Origin of the sequence: Thauera carbonicopians (assembly GCF_025699485.1) — a bacterium.
Classification (GTDB): Bacteria; Pseudomonadota; Gammaproteobacteria; order Burkholderiales; family Rhodocyclaceae; genus Thauera.
Map to the genome: position 1 here is coordinate 44,160 of NZ_JANUXN010000017.1, position 17,123 is coordinate 61,282.

At 67.0% G+C, this 17,123-nt stretch carries 15 protein-coding genes; 11 read left to right on the forward strand and 4 right to left on the reverse strand.

The genetic code is table 11. From position 1 onward, the window contains the following. Positions 1-47 precede the first annotated feature (47 nt). The 10 genes from NX068_RS17205 (at position 48) to NX068_RS17250 (ending at position 10,228) form a co-directional block, all read left to right on the forward strand. Positions 48-1,082 (forward strand): YeiH family protein, encoded by a 1,035-nt coding sequence (locus NX068_RS17205; protein WP_263462490.1) that lies wholly within the window; start codon positions 48-50, stop codon positions 1,080-1,082. 95 nt (positions 1,083-1,177) lie between these two features. Next, on the forward strand, positions 1,178-1,381 hold the full coding sequence (gene thiS / locus NX068_RS17210; RefSeq protein ID WP_263462491.1) for a sulfur carrier protein ThiS: 204 nt from the start codon (positions 1,178-1,180) through the stop codon (positions 1,379-1,381). A 54-nt stretch (positions 1,382-1,435) separates the two neighbouring features. Next, positions 1,436-2,236, forward strand: coding sequence for a thiazole synthase (locus NX068_RS17215; protein WP_263462492.1), 801 nt, complete (start codon positions 1,436-1,438; stop codon positions 2,234-2,236). Between the two features lie 307 nt (positions 2,237-2,543). Continuing rightward, positions 2,544-4,070: a MocR-like pyridoxine biosynthesis transcription factor PdxR gene (gene pdxR / locus NX068_RS17220; RefSeq protein ID WP_263462493.1), complete on the forward strand. Its 1,527-nt coding sequence runs from the start codon at positions 2,544-2,546 to the stop codon at positions 4,068-4,070. Between the two features lie 141 nt (positions 4,071-4,211). Further along, positions 4,212-4,598, forward strand: coding sequence for a nuclear transport factor 2 family protein (locus NX068_RS17225; RefSeq protein WP_263462494.1), 387 nt, complete (start codon positions 4,212-4,214; stop codon positions 4,596-4,598). A 35-nt stretch (positions 4,599-4,633) separates the two neighbouring features. After that, positions 4,634-6,073 (forward strand): NAD(P)/FAD-dependent oxidoreductase, encoded by a 1,440-nt coding sequence (locus NX068_RS17230; RefSeq protein ID WP_263462495.1) that lies wholly within the window; start codon positions 4,634-4,636, stop codon positions 6,071-6,073. A gap of 138 nt (positions 6,074-6,211) precedes the next feature. Beyond that, positions 6,212-7,210 (forward strand): TRAP transporter substrate-binding protein, encoded by a 999-nt coding sequence (locus NX068_RS17235; RefSeq protein WP_263462496.1) that lies wholly within the window; start codon positions 6,212-6,214, stop codon positions 7,208-7,210. A gap of 193 nt (positions 7,211-7,403) precedes the next feature. Next, on the forward strand, positions 7,404-7,958 hold the full coding sequence (locus tag NX068_RS17240) for a TRAP transporter small permease (protein ID WP_263462497.1): 555 nt from the start codon (positions 7,404-7,406) through the stop codon (positions 7,956-7,958). A 27-nt stretch (positions 7,959-7,985) separates the two neighbouring features. Beyond that, positions 7,986-9,326, forward strand: coding sequence for a TRAP transporter large permease (locus NX068_RS17245; RefSeq protein ID WP_263462498.1), 1,341 nt, complete (start codon positions 7,986-7,988; stop codon positions 9,324-9,326). Positions 9,327-9,346: 20 nt separating this feature from the next. Then, entirely contained in the window at positions 9,347-10,228 is an 882-nt protein-coding gene (locus NX068_RS17250; protein WP_327084835.1) for a cache domain-containing protein, read from the forward strand. A 19-nt stretch (positions 10,229-10,247) separates the two neighbouring features. On the opposite strand, the gene NX068_RS17255 is transcribed toward NX068_RS17250, so the two are convergent. After that, positions 10,248-11,708, reverse strand: coding sequence for an aminotransferase-like domain-containing protein (locus NX068_RS17255; protein ID WP_263462499.1), 1,461 nt, complete (start codon positions 11,706-11,708; stop codon positions 10,248-10,250). A 134-nt stretch (positions 11,709-11,842) separates the two neighbouring features. On the opposite strand from NX068_RS17255, the gene NX068_RS17260 reads away from it, so the two are divergent. Beyond that, entirely contained in the window at positions 11,843-12,445 is a 603-nt protein-coding gene (locus NX068_RS17260) for a LysE family translocator (RefSeq protein WP_263462500.1), read from the forward strand. Between the two features lies 1 nt (position 12,446). On the opposite strand, the gene ggt is transcribed toward NX068_RS17260, so the two are convergent. The 3 genes from ggt to NX068_RS17275 all read right to left on the reverse strand — a co-directional run bounded on the left by ggt (position 12,447) and on the right by NX068_RS17275 (position 16,935). Beyond that, positions 12,447-14,189 carry a gamma-glutamyltransferase gene (ggt, locus tag NX068_RS17265; RefSeq protein ID WP_263462501.1) on the reverse strand — a complete coding sequence of 581 codons (1,743 nt, stop codon included), beginning with the start codon at positions 14,187-14,189 and terminating at the stop codon, positions 12,447-12,449. Between the two features lie 161 nt (positions 14,190-14,350). Continuing rightward, entirely contained in the window at positions 14,351-15,535 is a 1,185-nt protein-coding gene (locus NX068_RS17270) for an acetate/propionate family kinase (protein WP_263462502.1), read from the reverse strand. Continuing rightward, a complete protein-coding gene (locus NX068_RS17275) occupies positions 15,532-16,935 on the reverse strand; it encodes a bifunctional enoyl-CoA hydratase/phosphate acetyltransferase (protein ID WP_263462503.1) in 1,404 nt (467 codons plus the stop codon). Before NX068_RS17275 ends, NX068_RS17270 begins: the two co-directional genes overlap by 4 nt. Positions 16,936-17,123: the final 188 nt, after the last annotated feature.

The window sequence follows — 17,123 nt, forward strand, 5'->3', positions numbered from 1 at the left end:
CCCGGACCACGCACAGAGGGACGAGCGCGCTCGCGCGCCTTTGCATCATGACCGCCCAGACCAATGCCATGCCTGCCTCGATGTTCGCCGACGCGCGCAAGCTGCTGCCCGGCTTCATGCTGTGCACGGTGATCGCGATTACCGCCGCCTTCGTCTCCGATCACTACGGCGGCCCCAAATTCCTGTACGCGCTGCTGCTCGGCATCGCCTTCCATTTCCTCTCGGACAACGACAAGTGCATTCCCGGGATCGAGTTCTCGGCGAAGAAGCTGGTGCGCATCGGCGTCGCCCTGCTGGGCGCGCGCATCGCCTTCAGTGACGTCGCCGACCTCGGCCTGGCCGGTGTCGGCGCGCTGGCCGGCGCGGTCGTGCTGACGATCGGCTTTGGCATGCTGATGGCGCGCATGCTCGGCCTGCCTTCCATGCTCGGCCTGATCTCGGGCGGCGCGACCGGCATCTGCGGCATCTCGGCGGCGATGGCGATCTCCGCCACGCTGCCGCAGACCAAGGAGAACGAGCACTACACCCTGCTGACGGCGATCGGTGTGGCGACTTTCTCAACCGCGGCGATGATCCTCTATCCGCTGGTGGTGTCCGCCGGCGGGCTTTCGGTGGGCGAGGCCGGCATGTTCCTCGGCGGCTCGATCCACGACGTCGCCCAGGTGGTCGGGGCCGCCTTCATGATCTCGCCAGCGGTCGGCGATGCGGCGACGCTGGCGAAGATGTTCCGCGTCGCCATGCTGGTGCCGGTGGTGATGGTGCTCGCGTTCGGCTTCCGCGCCCAGTCCGCCCAGGCGGCCGGCGGCAAGAAGGCGCCGCTGCTGCCCTTCTTCCTGATCGCCTTCGCCGCGCTGGTGGTGGTCAATAGCCTGGGCTGGATTCCGGCCCAGGTGGTCGAGGTGAGTTCGGACGTGTCGCGCTGGTGCCTGGTGATTTCGATCTCCGCACTGGGCGTCAAGACCTCGTTCGAGAAGCTGGCCGCGCTGGGCTGGAAGCCGATCGCGCTGCTGTCGAGCGAAACCCTGTTCATCGCCTTCTACATGATGGCCATCGTGATGCTGATGCGCCTGCTGCCGGCCTGAGTCCCCACGGAGACCCCCATGACTGCCCCCGAAAAACTTTCCGCCTCGTTCGCCCACGGCGGCGCAGCGGCCATCTGCAGGACGGTGTGACGGCGATGCTGACAGTGACGTTCAACGGCCAGACCCAGACCCTGAAGCACCGCCTGACGGTGCGCGACATGCTCGACTACATGGGGCTCGCCGGCAAGCGGGTGGCGGTCGAGCGCAACGGACACATCGTGCCGCGAGCGGAGCATGGCGAGATCCTGCTCCATGACGGCGATTCGCTGGAAGTGATCGCCGCCGTCGGCGGCGGCTGAGTCCGGCCGCCGGCTGCGGGCCGGCACGACAAGCAGAAAGAGGAGACAACAGACATGCAGGATCCCTTGATCATCGCCGGCAGGCCCTACACGTCCCGCCTGCTGGTGGGTACCGGCAAGTACAAGGATTTCGACGAAACGCGGCTGGCGATGGAGGCGAGCGGGGCGGAGATCGTCACCGTCGCCATCCGCCGCACCAATATCGGCCAGAGCGCGGGCGAGCCGAGCCTGCTCGACTACCTGCCGCCGTCGCGCTACACCTATCTGCCGAATACCGCCGGCTGCTACACCGCCGAGGATGCGGTGCGCACCTTGCGCCTGGCGCGCGAACTGCTCGATGGCCACGCGCTGGTCAAGCTCGAAGTGCTGGGCGACCCGAACAACCTCTACCCCAACATGCCCGAGACGCTGAAGGCGGCGCGGACGCTGGTGAACGAAGGCTTCGACGTCATGGTCTATTGTTCCGACGATCCGATCCAGGCCCGCATGCTCGAAGACATCGGCTGCGTCGCGGTGATGCCGCTGGCCTCGATCATCGGCTCGGGCATGGGCATCCTGAACCCCTGGAACCTGCGCCTGATCATCGACAACGCCAAGGTGCCGGTGCTGGTCGATGCCGGCGTCGGCACGGCCTCGGATGCGGCGATCGCGATGGAGCTGGGCTGCGACGCGGTGCTGATGAATTCCGCCATCGCCCATGCGCGCGATCCGGTGCTGATGGCGGGCGCGATGCGCCATGCGGTGCGCGCCGGGCGCGAGGCCTTCCTCGCTGGGCGCATGCCGCGCAAGCTCTACATGGCGGAAGCATCGTCGCCGGCCACCGGCATGATTTCCCCGCTCGGCAAGGCGGCCTGAGCCCGCACCCCAAACGTTTCCGGGAGTGATACCCTCGCGCCTCTTCTTTTTTGCCGCCGGGCCGTCCCGAGGCAAAAAGCGCCCCCTCGGGGGGTGGAGCAGGGGTTTCGCGGAGCACTGCTCCGCGCCTGCGGAACGGGCCGGCTGTGCAAAGCTGGCCCTCTTGCGACCCGCGTAGCGGCGGAGCGTGGAGGCTGATGATCTTTTTGCCGCAGGGCCGCCTCCAAGGTAAAAGCGCTTTACCGAGGGGCGGCAGCAATTCTTGCTGGGCCGCGCCCGGACACGATCGAAAGGAATGATTCCGGCGATGAGCGTCAAACTGACCGGTACGATGTGGCAGCAGTTCTTCCAGCGTTCGACGTCTCCGGGTTTGAGCTTGCAGGGGCAGATCCGCGAAATGCTGGTGAGCGCCATCCTCGATGGCCAGCTGCCGCTCGATGCACCGATACCGTCCAGCCGCGAACTGTCGGCGCAACTGGGCGTTGCCCGCAACACCGTGGTCATCGCCTACCAGCAGCTGGCCGACGAAGGCTATCTGGTATCGCACGAGCGCAAGGGGCATTTCGTCAATCCGGCGATGCTCGAAGGGCGGGCGCAGCCCGCCGGCGCCACGCCGCCGCCGGCCGAAACGGCGCCCACGCCGAGTGCGCGCTCGCCGGAGTGGGGCCGGCGCTTCCGCTTCCGCCCGTCCCTGCAGCGCAACATCGCCAAGCGTGCCGACTGGCAGAGCTATCCCTATCCCTTCCTGTACGGCCAGTTCGATCCCTCGCTGTTCCCGACCTCGGACTGGCGCGAGTGCTGCATGAAGACGCTGAGCGCGCTGGAGATCGGCGAGTGGGCGCAGGACCGCATCCTGCGCGACGACGAATCGCTGGTGCGCCAGATCCGCACCCGCGTGCTGCCGCGCCGCGGCGTGTGGGCCTCGGACGACGAGATCGTCGTCACCGTCGGTGCGCAGCAGGCGCTCTATCTGCTCGCCGACCTGCTGGTGGGCACGGACACGCCGGTGGGCATCGAGAATCCCGGCTATCCCGATGCGCGCAACATCTTCAGCAGCCGCAGTTCGCGCATCGTCGACCTCGACGTCGATGCCGACGGCCTGGTCGCGAATGCCTTGCTGCGGACCTGCGACTACGTCTACGTCACGCCCAGCCACCAGTGCCCGACCACGGTGACGATGCCGGTGGCGCGGCGCGAAGCCCTGCTGGACATGGCCGAGGAGGCGGATTTCGTCCTGATCGAGGACGACTACGACAGCGAGAATCCGTTCGAGGGCGAGCCGGTGCCGGCACTGAAGAGCCTGGACCGGCACGACCGCGTGATCTACGTCGGCAGCCTGTCGAAGAGCCTCGCACCCGGCCTGCGCATCGGCTACATCGTCGGTCCGGCCGAACTGATCCGCGAGATCCGCGGCATCCGCCGCCTCAACCTGCGCCACCCGACCGCCTTCATGCAGCGCGCCTTCGCGCTGTTCCTGTCGCTCGGCCATCACGACGCCCTGCTGCGCCGGCTGTCGGCGGCGCACCACGAGCGTGCGGCATCCCTGATGCAGGCGCTCGACCGCCATCTGCCGGAGTTCCGCTACCGGCCGGTGTCGGGCGGCTCGGCCTGCTGGGTCGAAGGCCCGGCCTGGCTCGATGCCGCCGAGCTGGCGCGCGAAGCCGAAGCCGAGGGGGTGCTGATCGAGCCGGGCAGCGTGTTCTTCAACGTCGAGCCGCCGCCGGCCAACTGCTTCCGCCTGGGCTTCTCGTCCATCTCCGCCGGCGACGTCGAAGCCGGCATCCGTCGGCTCGCCACGGCTTTCCAGCGCCTGGAGCCAGCCGGCCGGGCCTGAGCGGTTCTGCTGGCCCAAACGATTGTTGCCAACTGGTTCTACGCAGATCTTCGACGGTTTTCTAATCTTGAGCCTCGACACCGCTGCGGCCCGGCGCCGGCGGCGACCGACAACAGACGAGCCAAGATAAAGGAGACCCCCATGACCCAGCCTACCGTCGAGTTCCTGCAAGCCTTCAGCGATGCCTGGAACCGCCACGACATCGACGCCCTGATGAGCTTCATGGCCGACGACTGCTCCTTCCATGCCGTGGCCGGCCCCGACCTGCTCGGCCGCAGCTTCGTCGGCCGCGACGCGGTGCGCGAAGGCTTCCAGCTCGCCTGGCAGACCTTCCCGGATGCGGCCTGGCTCGACGCCGACCACTTCATTGCCGGCGACCGCGGCGTCAGCGAATCCACCTTCTCCGGCACCAAGGCCGACGGCACGCGGATCGAGGCGCGCATGGTCGATGTCTTCACTTTCCACAACGGCAAGATCGCGGTGAAGAACGCCTACCGCAAGGATCGTCCGCCGGTCGCCGCCGCCTGATTCGGATACGGCCCTCACCGATACGGAGTCCGAACATGGATGCAGCAGCCTTCAATCAATCTGGCGGAGCGGGGCGGGCCACGGCGCCGTCGGCGCCCTACGATCCGGCCTACGACCCGCTGGTATCGCCCACGCCCGGGCATGGGCGCGACTACGCGCCGACCTACTGGATCGGCACCGCCGGCGAACCGCCGGAGGACGATGGCCCGATCACCCGCGACATCGACGTCGACGTTGCCATCATCGGTTCCGGCTTCACCGGCCTGACCACGGCGATCTTCCTGGCCCAGGAGTACGGCATCAAGGCCACGGTGCTGGAAGCCAACCGCAGCGCCTGGGGCTGCAGCGTGCGCAACGGCGGCCAGGCGCAATGCGCTTCCGGGCGTCTGAAGCGTTCGCAATGGATCGAGCGCTGGGGCCTGGACACGGCGAAGAAGATGCACCAGGAGTGTCTCGATGGCATGGAGAACTTCAAGGAGCTGATCAAGGACATCGACTGCGATCCGCAGCCCGGTGGCCACCTGTACATCGCCCACCGCGACAAGGTGATGCCGGTGCTGGAGAAGGAAGCCCGCCTGCTACGCGAGACCTTCGGCTACAACGCCCGTATCCTCGACGCCGAGACGGTCAAGCGCGAGTACGTCGACGACAAGGAAGCCTGCGGCGCCATGCACGAGCCGGAAGGCATCGGCATCCACGCCGGCAAGCTCGCCTTCGGCTACCTCCGCAAGGCGCGCGCACTGGGCGCCACGGTACATCCGGCCAGCCCGGTGCAGGGCTGGGAGACGCGCAACGGCGTGCATCACCTGCGCACGCCGGGCGGCATCGTGCGCGCCCGCGCGGTGGGCATCGCCACCGGCGGCTACACCTCGAACAGCCTGCATCCGGAGCTGAAGAACCGGCTGCTGCCCATCCTGTCGAACTCCATCGTCACGCGTCCGTTGACGGCGGCCGAGATCGAGGCGTGCAACTTCCGCACCACCCAGGTCATCACCGATACGCGCGTGCTGCGCCATTACTACCGGCTGATGCCCGACAACCGCGTGCAGATCGGCAGCCGCAGCGCCATCTCCGGCATGGATGCGCCGCAGAAGAAGTACGAGGACTTCCTGGTCCGCGACCTGCACCGCAAGTTCCCGGCGCTGGAAGGCATCCAGATCGACTACTCGTGGTGGGGCTGGGTGGATGTCAGCCACGACATGATGCCGCGCATCTATCAGCCCGATCCGGCGCAGACGATCTATTACGCGCTGGGCTACGGCGGCAACGGCGTGATGTATTCGGCCCAGGCCGGACGCCGGCTGGCGCAGTGGATCGCGGGCCGCGGCCGGGAGCTGGAGCTGCCGATCTTCAAGTCCAGGCTGCCTTTCCCGAACGTGCGCGAAATGGTCGAAGCCGAGATGTTTGCGCCTTTCCGCCGTTTCGGCCAGTGGTGGCTGTACCGCTGGTACCACCTGAAGGACGAGGTCCTCTGAGGAGCGCCCGCGAAGACAACAACGACGACGGGACGACAGGGGTGCCCGCATGCCCCGGAGCCCGCTTTGCATGAGCAGTCGAGTTTGCAGCACCTTTTCAAACCTATAAGGCCACTTCAAGTGCCCGAGGAGACAATCATGAACATCCGCAAGACCGTACTGATGCCCGTACTGGCCGCCGCCAGCCTGATGATGGCCGCGCCCGCGACCATGGCCGCGACCTTCAAGATGGCGATCGGCGATGCCGCCGGCGGCACCCAGTGGGAGCTCGGCACCAGCTTCGCCAAGAGCTTCAGCGACAAGACCGGCGGCAAGCACAAGGTCGACCTCTTCCCCAACGGCCAGCTCGGCGACGAGCAGGACACGGTGAACAACGCCGGCATGGGGGTGCTGGACTTCTCCATCGTCGCAATCAACAACATCACGCCCTTCTCGCCGACGGTCGGCGTGCTGACGCTGCCCTACGTGATCCAGAGCGCCGAGGAGGCGAAGCTGCTGACGCAGGGCGACATCGGCAAGGAACTGGCCGAGAACACCATCCGCGATGCCGGCGTGCGCATCATCGGCTGGTCCTACTCGGGCTTTCGCGTACTGACCAATTCCAAGCGCCCGATCAAGACCCTGGACGATCTCAAGGGCGTGGTGGTCCGCGTGCCGAAGAACGAGATCATGATCGCCACCTACCAGGCCTGGGGCATCAACCCGACGCCGATGGCCTGGTCCGAAACCTTCACCGCGCTGCAGCAGCGCGTGGTGGATGGCCAGGACAATCCCTACATCACCGTGTCGGCGATGAAGTTCAACGAGGTGCAGAAGTACATCACCAACATCCGCTACCTGTTCTCGCTCGAGCCGCTGATCGTCAGCGAGCAGGTGTTCCAGTCGCAGAAGCCGGATGTGCAGCAGGCGATCCTGGAAGCCGGCCGCGAGGCAACCGAGCACAGCTACCGCTTCCTGCTCGAATCCGAGGAAAAGATCCGCGCCGACCTGGCGGCGAAGGGCATGGAAATCTCCGATCCGGCCGATGGCGAGAAGGAGTGGATCGAGAAGGCCACGACCACCGTGTGGCCGAAGTTCCACAAGAGCATCGGCGGCAAGGACAAGCTCGATGCCACGCTGAAGGCACTGGGCCGCTGATCCCGCCGGGCCCCCGCATGCGGGAGGTGGCCGGCGCACCGACGGTGCCGGTCGCCTCCGGGTCCGCGGGGGAAACCCCTCCGCATCTCCAATCCCAACCCGTACCTGCACGGCGCCTTCGCCGCCACAGGGCCGCTGCCTGCAGCGGCCCGGCGAGGCGCGCCCGAGGTGCAACAGACAGGGAGAGTCCGCCGTGTCCGCCAAGCGCGTCATCGTCAATTTCTTTGCAAACATCGAAGAGTACTTTTGTGAAGTGCTGCTGGCGTTCTTCGTCGTGCTGCTCTTCGTGCAGATCCTGTTGCGCCAGTTCTGGGGCTACACCATCCCGTGGGGCGAGGAACTGGCGACCTACATGTTCGTCTGGTTCGCCTATCTCGGCGCCGTGGTCGCCGCCAAGATGTCGGCGCACAACCGGGTGTCCTTCCACTTCCGCTACTTCCCGCCGATCGTCAAGAAGGTCAGCGAGGCGATCGCCGATCTGCTGTGGGTGGGTTTCAACCTCTACATGGCCTGGTTGAGCTACGACTTCGTCTTCAACCGCATGAACCTGTTCTGGAAGTCGCAGACCATCGGCCTGCCGATGAAGTACTTCTACATGATCCTGCCGGTCGTCTTCGTGCTGATGTCGATCCGCATCCTGTGGAACAACTACCTGAGCCTGGTCAAGGGCGTCGAGATCCTCGATCCGGAAGCGAAGGAAATCGAGAACATCAAGCGGGTGGCTGCCGTGAGAGCCCAGAAAGGCTGATTGCCGCCACGCGGAGGAGACAAAACAATGGAAGAATATCTGATCCCCATTCTGTTCGGCGGCTTCCTGGGCCTGATGCTGCTGGGCGCGCCGATCACGGTGGCGCTCGCCGGTTCGGCGATGGTCGCCTTTCTGGCGCTGGACAAGAACCCGATCGCCTTCGTGCAGATCGCCTTCACCTCGGTCGGCAGTTTTCCGCTGATGGCCCTGCCGGCCTTCGTGCTGGCCGGGGCGCTGATGGAAGCGGCCGGCATCTCCAAACGCCTGGTCGATCTCGCCGAAGCCCTGGCCGGGCCGATCACCGGCGGGCTGGGCGCCGCCACGGTGCTGGCCTGCCTGTTCTTCGGCTCGATCTCGGGCTCGGGTCCGGCGACGACCGCCGCGGTCGGCATGCTGATGATTCCGGCGATGGCCAAGCGCAACTACGAGAAGAGCTACGCCTCGGCGGTGACGGCGGCTTCCGGCGGGCTGGGCATCATCCTGCCGCCGTCGATTCCGATGGTCATCTTCGGCATCTCGGGACTGGGCCTGGTGCCGCCGGCCGAGGCGGTGGCGAAGTTCGGCGAGTTCGACACGCTGTCGATTCCCAAGCTCTTCGTCGCCGGCGTGATCCCGGGCCTGATCATGGCCGTCAGCCTGATCCTGATGAACTATGTCATCTCGAAGAAGCGCGGCTACCGCGGCCTGACCGAAAAATGGTCGTTCGAGGACATCGGCCTGGCCGTGCGCCGCGGCGTGTGGTCGTTGCTGGCACCACTGGTGATCCTCGGCGGCATCTACACCGGCATGTTCACGCCGACCGAATCGGCCATCGTGGCGATCTTCTACACGCTGTTCGTCGGCTTCTTCCTGCACCGCGAACTGAAGTTCTCGAAAGTGCTGATCTCGCTGCGCACCACCACCTGGATCACCGGCCGCGTGCTGCTGATCCTGTTCGCCGCCACGGTGTTCGGCCGGCTGATGGTCGAGCAGCAGATTCCGGCCACGGTCGCGGCCTCGCTGCTGAGCCTGACCGAGAACATGTACCTGATCTGGACCATCCTGATCCTGTTCCTGCTGTTCTTCGGCATGTTCATGGAAACGCTGGCGGCGATCATGATCCTGGTGCCGGTGCTGCTGCCGATGATGTACATGCTCGGTGCGGACCCGACCCACGTCGGTATCGTCGTCATCTGCGCGCTGTCGATCGGCTTCATGACGCCGCCGCTGGGCGAGAACATCTTCGTCGCCTCGGGGATCGGCGGATCGACCGTCGAGGAAATCGTTGCCCGCGTGCCGCCCTTCGTCTTTGCGCAGACCCTGGCCCTGTTCGTGATCGCCTTCTTCCCGGCGATCAGCCTGTGGCTGCCACGAATGATGGGTTACTGAAGATCATTGGGAGAGAGAACATGATGAAATCGCTGGTTTCTTGCCTGAAACCGCTGATCCTGGGGGCCATGCTCGCCACGATCGCCGCGCCTGCGCCCTCGCTGGCGGAGACGGCTGATGCCCCGGTGGCCAGGAGCGTGCTGCAGGCACGCGCTGAAGTCCTGCTCGACATCGCTGCCCGGCACGTCGCCGAGAAGGGCGAGGCCGGTGCGCAGGACTTCGCCCGCCAGTCGGCCTTCGTCGATCGCGACCTCTATGCCTACGCGCTGCGGACCGACGGCGTCTTCCTCGCTAGCGGCGGCTCGTCCGCGGCGCTGGTCGGCGACAACGTGCTCGACTACACCGATACCGATGGCAAGGCCTTCTTCCGCGAGATGATCGAGATCGCCAGGCGGGATGGCCAGGGCAGCGTCGAGTACCGCTGGTTCAATCCCGCCGACAGCCGGGGCGAGCCGAAGACGACGCTGTTCCGCAAGGTCGGCGAGGTGATCGTGGCGGTGGGCTACTACCCGCCCCGCGCGACTGCGCTGGAAGCCAGGGCCATGCTGCGCACCGCGCTGCGGGCGCTCGATGGTGGCAAGGATGCGGCGCTCGCCGAGTTCCAGGACCTGAACGGCCGCTTCGTGCGCAACGACCTGTACGTCTTCGTCGTCGATGCCGAGAGCGGCCGCTTCCTCGCCCATGGTGCGACGCCGGTGCTGGTGGGCACCGACGGTTTCGAACTGCGCGATCCGCGCGGCCAGTACATCATCCGCCAGATGCTGGAGATCGCCCGCAAGGACGGCAGCGGCGAGCTGGACTACTTCTGGCGCAACCCGACCACCGGCAAGATGGAAAGCAAGCACACCCTGTTTCGCCTGAGCCAGGGCCTGCTGGTGGCGGTCGGCAGCTACAACCGGTGAGAGCCGGCCGGTGGGCCGTTCAGCGCAGCTGCCCGCCGGCCAGTTCACCCAGCGTCATCAGCGCATGCACGTGGCGGTCGCTGAAGGGATAGCAGCCCGACAGGCGCAGGTGGCGGTCGTAGCGGCCGGAAGGTGAATAGAGCTTGCCCGGCGTCATGCCGATGCCGCGGCGCAGGGCGAGGTCGAACAGGCGGTTGGTGTCGCAGCCTTCGGGCAGCTCGACCCACACCAGGAAGCCGCCGCCGGGCCGGGTGGCGCGCGTGCCCGCGGGAAAGGCGTCGTGGATCAGGCCGCGCAGGCGCTCGGTCTGGGCGGCATAGGTGCGGCGCAGGCGGCGCATGTGCTGGGCGTAGCCGCCGCTCTCGAGGAAGCGGCCGATCGCTTCGCACAGCAGCGCCGGCTGCGCCACCGAGGCGCAGAACTTGAGTTCGGCCAGTTCGCGGCCGAAGCGGCCGCCTTCCATCCAGCCCACCCGCATGCCGGGCGCCAGGGTCTTGGTGTAGGAGGCGCAGACGATGATCCAGCCGTCCCGGTCGAAAGCCTTGGCCGTCGGCTGCAGCGGCGTGCTGAACTGCAGTTCGGCATACAGCGCATCCTCGATCACCGGCACGCGCCAGTCGTGTGCCAGCCTGGCCAGGCGGCGCTTGTTGGCCGGGCTCATGCTGGTGCCGAGCGGATTGTGCACCGTCGGCATCGTCACCACCGCCTGCAGGCGCTTTTCCGACAGCAGCAGTTCGAGCGCGTCCAGCGACAGCCCGCCTTCCGGATGGGTGGGGATCTCGATCGCCTTCAGGCCCAGGCGGTCGAGCAGCGGAATCAGGTTGAAATAGGTCGGCGATTCCAGCCCCACGGTGTCGCCGGGCCGGGTGGTGGCGCGCAGCGCCAGTTGCAGCGCTTCCATGCAGCCGTTGGTCAGCAGGATGGCGTCGGGCTGCAACTGCATGCCCAGCTCGGTGGCGTGGCGGCAGATTTCCCGGCGCAGCAGCAGCGAGCCGGGCGGCAGCGAATAATCGGTGAGCAGTTCCGGGTGGCGGCGGGTCAGCTCGGCGACGATGCGGCCGAGCTTTTCGCCCGGGTAGAAATCGCTGCCCTTGGGGCAGGCCAGCGACAGGTCGATGGTGTCCGGGCGGGTCTGCGCCGCCAGCACCGCGGCGATGCGGCTCAGCACGGTGCTCTCGGCCGCGATCGCCGAACTCGGTTCGGCCGCCGCGGCCTGCGGGGCGGGTGGCACGGCCAGCCGGGCGCGAACGAAATAGCCGGCCTGCGGCCGCGCATCGACCAGCCCCTGGGCTTCGAGCTGGCGGTAGGCGGCGAGCACGGTGTTGATGCTGATGCCGCGGCTGGCGGCCGCTTCGCGCACCGACGGCAGGCGCGCGCCAGCAGCGAGGCGGCCGTCGCGGATGGCTTCGCGCAGTTCCTCGGTCAGCGCCTGGTAGAGCGGCGGGGATGGGAGATCCGGAGAGTGGGGGCCAGGGGTCACAGTACACGCTGCCTTCGATGGATACAGATGGTGCGGAGAATCATCTGTATCCACTATAAATCAATTTTCCTGACTCTGTAACCATGAGGCGCCGATTCGTATAGTTCTTCCTCGATGCCCATCAGGAGAACGCCATGATCGACCTGCCGCTGATGACCTACGTGGCCACGATGTCGGTGACGCCGGGGCCGAACAACATCATGCTCGCCGCCAGCGGGGTGAACTTCGGCTTTCGCCGCACGCTGCCGCACATGCTCGGCGTCAGCGTCGGCAGCAGCCTGCAGATGCTGATCGTCGCCACCGGCCTGGCCTGGGCCATGGCCTGGTTCGATGCGCTGCGGCCGCCGCTGGTGGCGGTGGGCTGCGGCTACCTGCTGTGGCTGGCCTTGCGCCAGGCCCGCGCCGGCCAGCCGGGCCGCGGCGGGCGGGCAAGGCCGCTGGGTTTCCTGGGCGCGGCGATGTTCCAGTGGGTCAATCCGAAGGCCTGGATGATGGCGCTCAATGCCGCGATCCTGTTCCTGCCGCCGAACGCGGGCTGGCAGGCGGCGGCCGGGCTGGCGCTGGTCTGCCTGGTGGTCAATCTGCCCTGCATCGCGCTGTGGGCTGGGGCGGGTGCGCGCCTGCGCGAATGGCTGCAGGCGCCGGCGGCGCTGAGGCTCTTCAATTACACGATGGCGGTGCTGCTCGCCGCGACCGCGGCATGGATCGCCGCGGACGAGGCGGGCATGTTCGCCTGAGTCACTGCTTCTGCACGATGGCGCTGCCGCCGCCGTGGCGCAGCGGCTCGCTGACGGCGGTGACGGTGCCGTCGGCGTTGAAGCGGATGCCGCTGGCGGCGCCGATCTGATCGGTTTCGCTCCAGGCGTGGCCTTTCGCTTCCAGCGCCCTGGCCTGTGCGCTGCCGGGGAAGTCCAGCAGCGTCTCGACCTGGGTGGTGCCGGCGTTGCGCTGGCTCATGCGCGGTGCGGCGAGCGCGTCGGCCAGGCTCATGCCGAGGTCGATGTGGTTGACGATGGTCTGCAGCACGGTGGTGATGATGGTCGAGCCGCCGGGCGAGCCGATGGTGAAGGCGGGGGCGCCGTCCTTCAGCACGATGGTCGGGCTCATGCTGGAGCGCGGCCGCTTGTGGGCTTCGGGCACGTTGGGGTGCGGGCCGCTGAAGTCGAAGTCGGTCATCTCGTTGTTGAGGATGAAGCCGCGCCCCGGTACCACGATGCCGCTGCCGCCCCAGGATTCGATGGTGAAGGTGTAGGCGACGACGTTGCCCTCGCGGTCGGACACCGTGAGGTGGGTGGTGTGCATCGACTCGTGTGCGAGCGGCGGTGCCGCCGGACGCAGCGGCACCGACAGGTCGTGCTGGAACGGGTAGGGATCGCCTGCCGCGACCTTGCCCGCCGCGGCAGCGGCGCCGATGGCCCCGGCGCGTTCACGCGCATAGTCCTTGGACAGCAGGCCGTCGCGCGGGACGTCGATGAAGGCCTCGTCGGCGACGTAGGCGTTGCGGTCGGCAAAGGCCAGGCGCGAGGCTTCGAGGTAGAGGTGCTCGACTTCGGCGCGCGGCAGGCGGGAGAGGTCGAAGGTCTCCAGCATGTTCAGCGCCTGGGCGATGGCGATGCCGCCGCTGGACGGCGTCGGCATGCCGTGGATCTCGTAGCCGCGATAGCTGGAGCGGATCGGCTGGCGGACGCGGGCTTCGTAGTCGGCGAGGTCGGCCATGCCGAGGTGGCCGGGAATGACGCTGACGCCCGGGTTGGCCGGCGGGTAGTTGACCGCGGCGACGATGCTGGCGCCGATCGGCCCTTCGTAGAAGGCCTTGACGTCGCCGCGGGCGATGTCGCGGTAGGTCTGTGCCAGGTCCGGGTTGCGGAAATGGGTGCCGACCGGCAGCGCCTTGCCGTCCTTCAGGTAGAGCGCGGCGGTACTGGAAAAGCGCGCGAACTTCGCTTCGTTGCCCTGGTTGAGGCGGTGGAAGTTGTCGTCGATGGCGAAGCCTTGCTCGGCGACGCGGATCGCCGGTGCGAGCACCTGCTCGAAGTCCATCGTGCCGTAGCGCGCCAGCGCGTCGTGCCAGCCGCGCACGGTGCCGGGCACGCCGACCGACAGGCCGTTGGGGACCGCGGCCTCCCATTCCATTTCGCTGCCGTCGGCATTCAGGAAGACCTCGGGATGGAAGCGGGCGGGGGCCGTTTCGCGGTGGTCGAGCGCGATCACGCGCTTGTCCCGCGCCGAGTAGATCAGCATGAAGCCGCCGCCGCCGATGCCGCAACTGAAGGGGTCGGTGACGCCGAGCGTGGCGGCGGCGGCGACTGCGGCGTCGATGGCGTTGCCGCCGGCATCGAGGATCTGCATCGCCGCCTGGCTGGCGTGGTGCGAGATGGTGGCGACGGCGCCGCCGTGGCCGGTGTCGACAGCCTGTTTCGCCCAGGCGCCGAAGGCGGCCATCATCAGGGCGGTGGCGAGAAGCTTGCGGGCGGGGATCATGTCCTTACTCCATCGTGCTGGAGCAATGACATTAGCACCCGGCGGAAAGCCGCCTCAAGGCGGGAGAACCCCAAGCGGGCAGCTCGGGGCGGGCAACTCCGGGCGGGGAAAAAGGCGCAAGGCGCCGGGGCGCGGCCTGCCCGGCCGCGCCCGCGCTGCGATCACAGCCTCAGGGCTTCGGCCGTGTAGCGCGCGATCATGCGCTCTTCGTTGGTCGGCACCACCGCCACGGCGACGCGGCTGTCGGCGGCATCGATGCGGCGGGCATGGTCGGCATTGGCCGCGGCGTCGATCTTCACGCCCATCCAGGCCGCCAGTTCGGCCACCTTCTGGCGGACCGGCGCGGCGTGCTCACCGATACCGCCGGTGAACACCAGCGCGTCCAGGCCGCCGGCCGCCGCCGCCAGCGAGCCCAGCTCGCGGGCGATGCGGTAGCAGAACAGGTCCACCGCTTCCTTCGCCTCCGGGGCGTCGGAGGCGAGCAGGGTGCGCATGTCCTGGCTGATGCCGGAGACGCCGAGCAGGCCCGACTCCTTGTACAGCAGGCGGGTCAGCGCGCGCGCGTCCATGCCTTTTTCTTCCATCAGGTAGAGCAGTACGCCGGGGTCGATGCTGCCGGTGCGCGTCCCCATCATCAGGCCATCGACGGCGGTGAAGCCCATTGTCGACGCCACGCTCTTGCCGTCGCATAGCGCCGTCATCGAGGCGCCGTTACCGAGGTGAGCGACGACGACCGCGCCCTTGGCGCGCTCGCCGATGACTTCCGGCAACTGGCGGGAGACGTAATCGTAGGACAGGCCGTGGAAGCCGTAGCGCTTGATGCCGCCCTGGGTCAGGCGGCGCGGCAGCGCGAAGGCCTGGGCGATGGCGGGCTGGGTGCGGTGAAAAGCGGTGTCGAAGCAGCCCACCTGCGGAATGGACGGCATCAGCGCCATCACCGCATGCACCGCCCGCAGGTTGTGCGGCTGATGCAGCGGCGCGAGCGGGATGAAATCTTCCAGTTCGTCGATCAGCTCGGCGTCCAGCACCACCGGCGCGCTGTAGCGGTCGCCGCCATGCACGATGCGATGGCCGGCGGCAACGATTTCGAGGCTGGGGTTGTGCGTCGCCAGCAGCTTGAAGACGTGGTCGAGGGCGTCGCGGTGCTGTTCACCTTGGCTGCCCGTGGTGTTCACCGCTTCCTGGATGCGCTCGCCGTCGGCCGTCTTCAGCGTGATCTCGGGCGTGGCGCCGATGCCTTCGACCTGGCCGGAGACGGCAGGCGCCGCGGCGACTTCGCCGTTGATGGCGTAGAGCGCGAACTTCAGGCTGCTGGAGCCCGCATTGAGGACGAGGACGGCTTTCATGCTTTCAACATCTCCCGTTTCTTGTGCACCATCAATTGGACCACGGCGCACGAGGCGGCGCGAGTTTCGGCGGTGTCGGCACGGCTGGTCAGCACGATGGGCACGCGCGCGCCCAGCACCACGCCGGCCATCAGCGCATTGGCGAGGTATTCGAGCTGTTTGGCGACCATGTTGCCGGATTCGAGGTCGGGCACGACGAGGATGTCGGCATTGCCGGCGACCACCGACTTGATGCCCTTGGTCTTGGCCGCGACCAGCGACACGGCGTTGTCGAAGGCGAGCGGGCCGTCGAGCAGCGCGCCCTTGATCTGGCCGCGATCGGCCATCTTGCACAGCGCGGCTGCTTCGATGGTGGAGCGGATCTTGGAAGTGACGGTCTCGACTGCCGACAGGATCGCGACCTTGGGTTCGGGCAGGCCGAGCATGTGGGCCAGTTCGATCGCGTTCTGGATGATGTCGACTTTGTCTTCCAGCGTCGGCTCGATCATGATCGCCGCGTCGGTGATCATCAGCGGATGCGGGTAGGTCGGTACGTCGGCGAGGAAGACGTGGCTGATGCGGCGGCCGGTGCGCAGGTTCTTGACCACCTGGCTCATCATCTCGTCGGTGTGCAGCGAACCCTTCATCAGCGCTTCGGCCTCGCCGTCGCGGCACATGGCGACGGCCTTCTCCGCCGAGGCGTGGCTGTGCTCGGTGTCGATGATGCGGAAACCCTTGATGTCGATGCCGTGTTCCTCGGCCACCGAGCGGATCTTGTTCTCGGGGCCGACCAGGATCGGGTCGACCAGGCCGGCCTTGGCCGCCTGCACCGGACCGGACAGCGATTCCTTGTCGCAGGGATGCGTCACCGCGATCGGGATCGGCGACAGGCCGGCCGACACCGACAGCAGGTGGCGGTAGCGCAGCTCGCGGTCGGAGATCGTGACTTCGGGCAGCACGATGCGGGTGCGCTTGATCTTCTGCGTCGGCGCCATGACTTCGGCGATGCCGTCGATGACCTTCAGCCCATCCTGGTTGACCGCCAGGCAGTCGAAGATGATGTGGTGATTGTGCTCGAACTTTTCCTTGCAGGTGACGGTGATCGTCAGCGTGTCGCCGATCGTGATCGGACGCCAGAAGTTGAGTCCCTGCGAAACGTACACCGTGCCCGGGCCGGGGAATTCGGTGCCGAGCACGGTCGAGATCAGCGTGCTGCCCCACATGCTGTGGCCGACCACTTCACGGAACTGGCTGGAACGGGCGTACTCGACATCGACGTGGGTCGGGTTGACGTCGCCCGACATGGCTGCGAACAGATGGATGTCTTCCGGGCGCAGGGTGCGCACCAATTGGGCGAAATCCCCGACCTGGATCTCGTCGAAGGTGCGGTTCTGGATGAACTGGGTGTCGGAATGTTCCATGGTGGATCCCTGATTTATTGTGTGCGGTGCAGCATACGATTCTAGCTGCTGCCTGTGACGAATATAAGCGGAAAAGCGCGGCATTTGTGCAATGCGTCAATTTGTGCGGGATTTGCTGGAGCATGGCTGGCGTTTTCACGCATTCGCCATGCATTCGCTCACATTTCGTGCTGCGTCGCAGTGGTACA

Bases quoted from the DNA above. Each gene is read 5' to 3' on its own strand.
- NX068_RS17205 (WP_263462490.1), top strand. From the start codon at position 48: ATGACCGCCCAGACCAATGCCATGCCTGCCTCGATGTTCGCCGACGCG.
- thiS (WP_263462491.1), top strand. From the start codon at position 1,178: ATGCTGACAGTGACGTTCAACGGCCAGACCCAGACCCTGAAGCACCGC.
- NX068_RS17215 (WP_263462492.1), top strand. From the start codon at position 1,436: ATGCAGGATCCCTTGATCATCGCCGGCAGGCCCTACACGTCCCGCCTG.
- pdxR (WP_263462493.1), top strand. From the start codon at position 2,544: ATGAGCGTCAAACTGACCGGTACGATGTGGCAGCAGTTCTTCCAGCGT.
- NX068_RS17225 (WP_263462494.1), top strand. From the start codon at position 4,212: ATGACCCAGCCTACCGTCGAGTTCCTGCAAGCCTTCAGCGATGCCTGG.
- NX068_RS17230 (WP_263462495.1), top strand. From the start codon at position 4,634: ATGGATGCAGCAGCCTTCAATCAATCTGGCGGAGCGGGGCGGGCCACG.
- NX068_RS17235 (WP_263462496.1), top strand. From the start codon at position 6,212: ATGAACATCCGCAAGACCGTACTGATGCCCGTACTGGCCGCCGCCAGC.
- NX068_RS17245 (WP_263462498.1), top strand. From the start codon at position 7,986: ATGGAAGAATATCTGATCCCCATTCTGTTCGGCGGCTTCCTGGGCCTG.
- NX068_RS17250 (WP_327084835.1), top strand. From the start codon at position 9,347: ATGATGAAATCGCTGGTTTCTTGCCTGAAACCGCTGATCCTGGGGGCC.
- NX068_RS17260 (WP_263462500.1), top strand. From the start codon at position 11,843: ATGATCGACCTGCCGCTGATGACCTACGTGGCCACGATGTCGGTGACG.
- ggt (WP_263462501.1), bottom strand. From the start codon at position 14,189: ATGATCCCCGCCCGCAAGCTTCTCGCCACCGCCCTGATGATGGCCGCC.
- NX068_RS17270 (WP_263462502.1), bottom strand. From the start codon at position 15,535: ATGAAAGCCGTCCTCGTCCTCAATGCGGGCTCCAGCAGCCTGAAGTTC.
- NX068_RS17275 (WP_263462503.1), bottom strand. From the start codon at position 16,935: ATGGAACATTCCGACACCCAGTTCATCCAGAACCGCACCTTCGACGAG.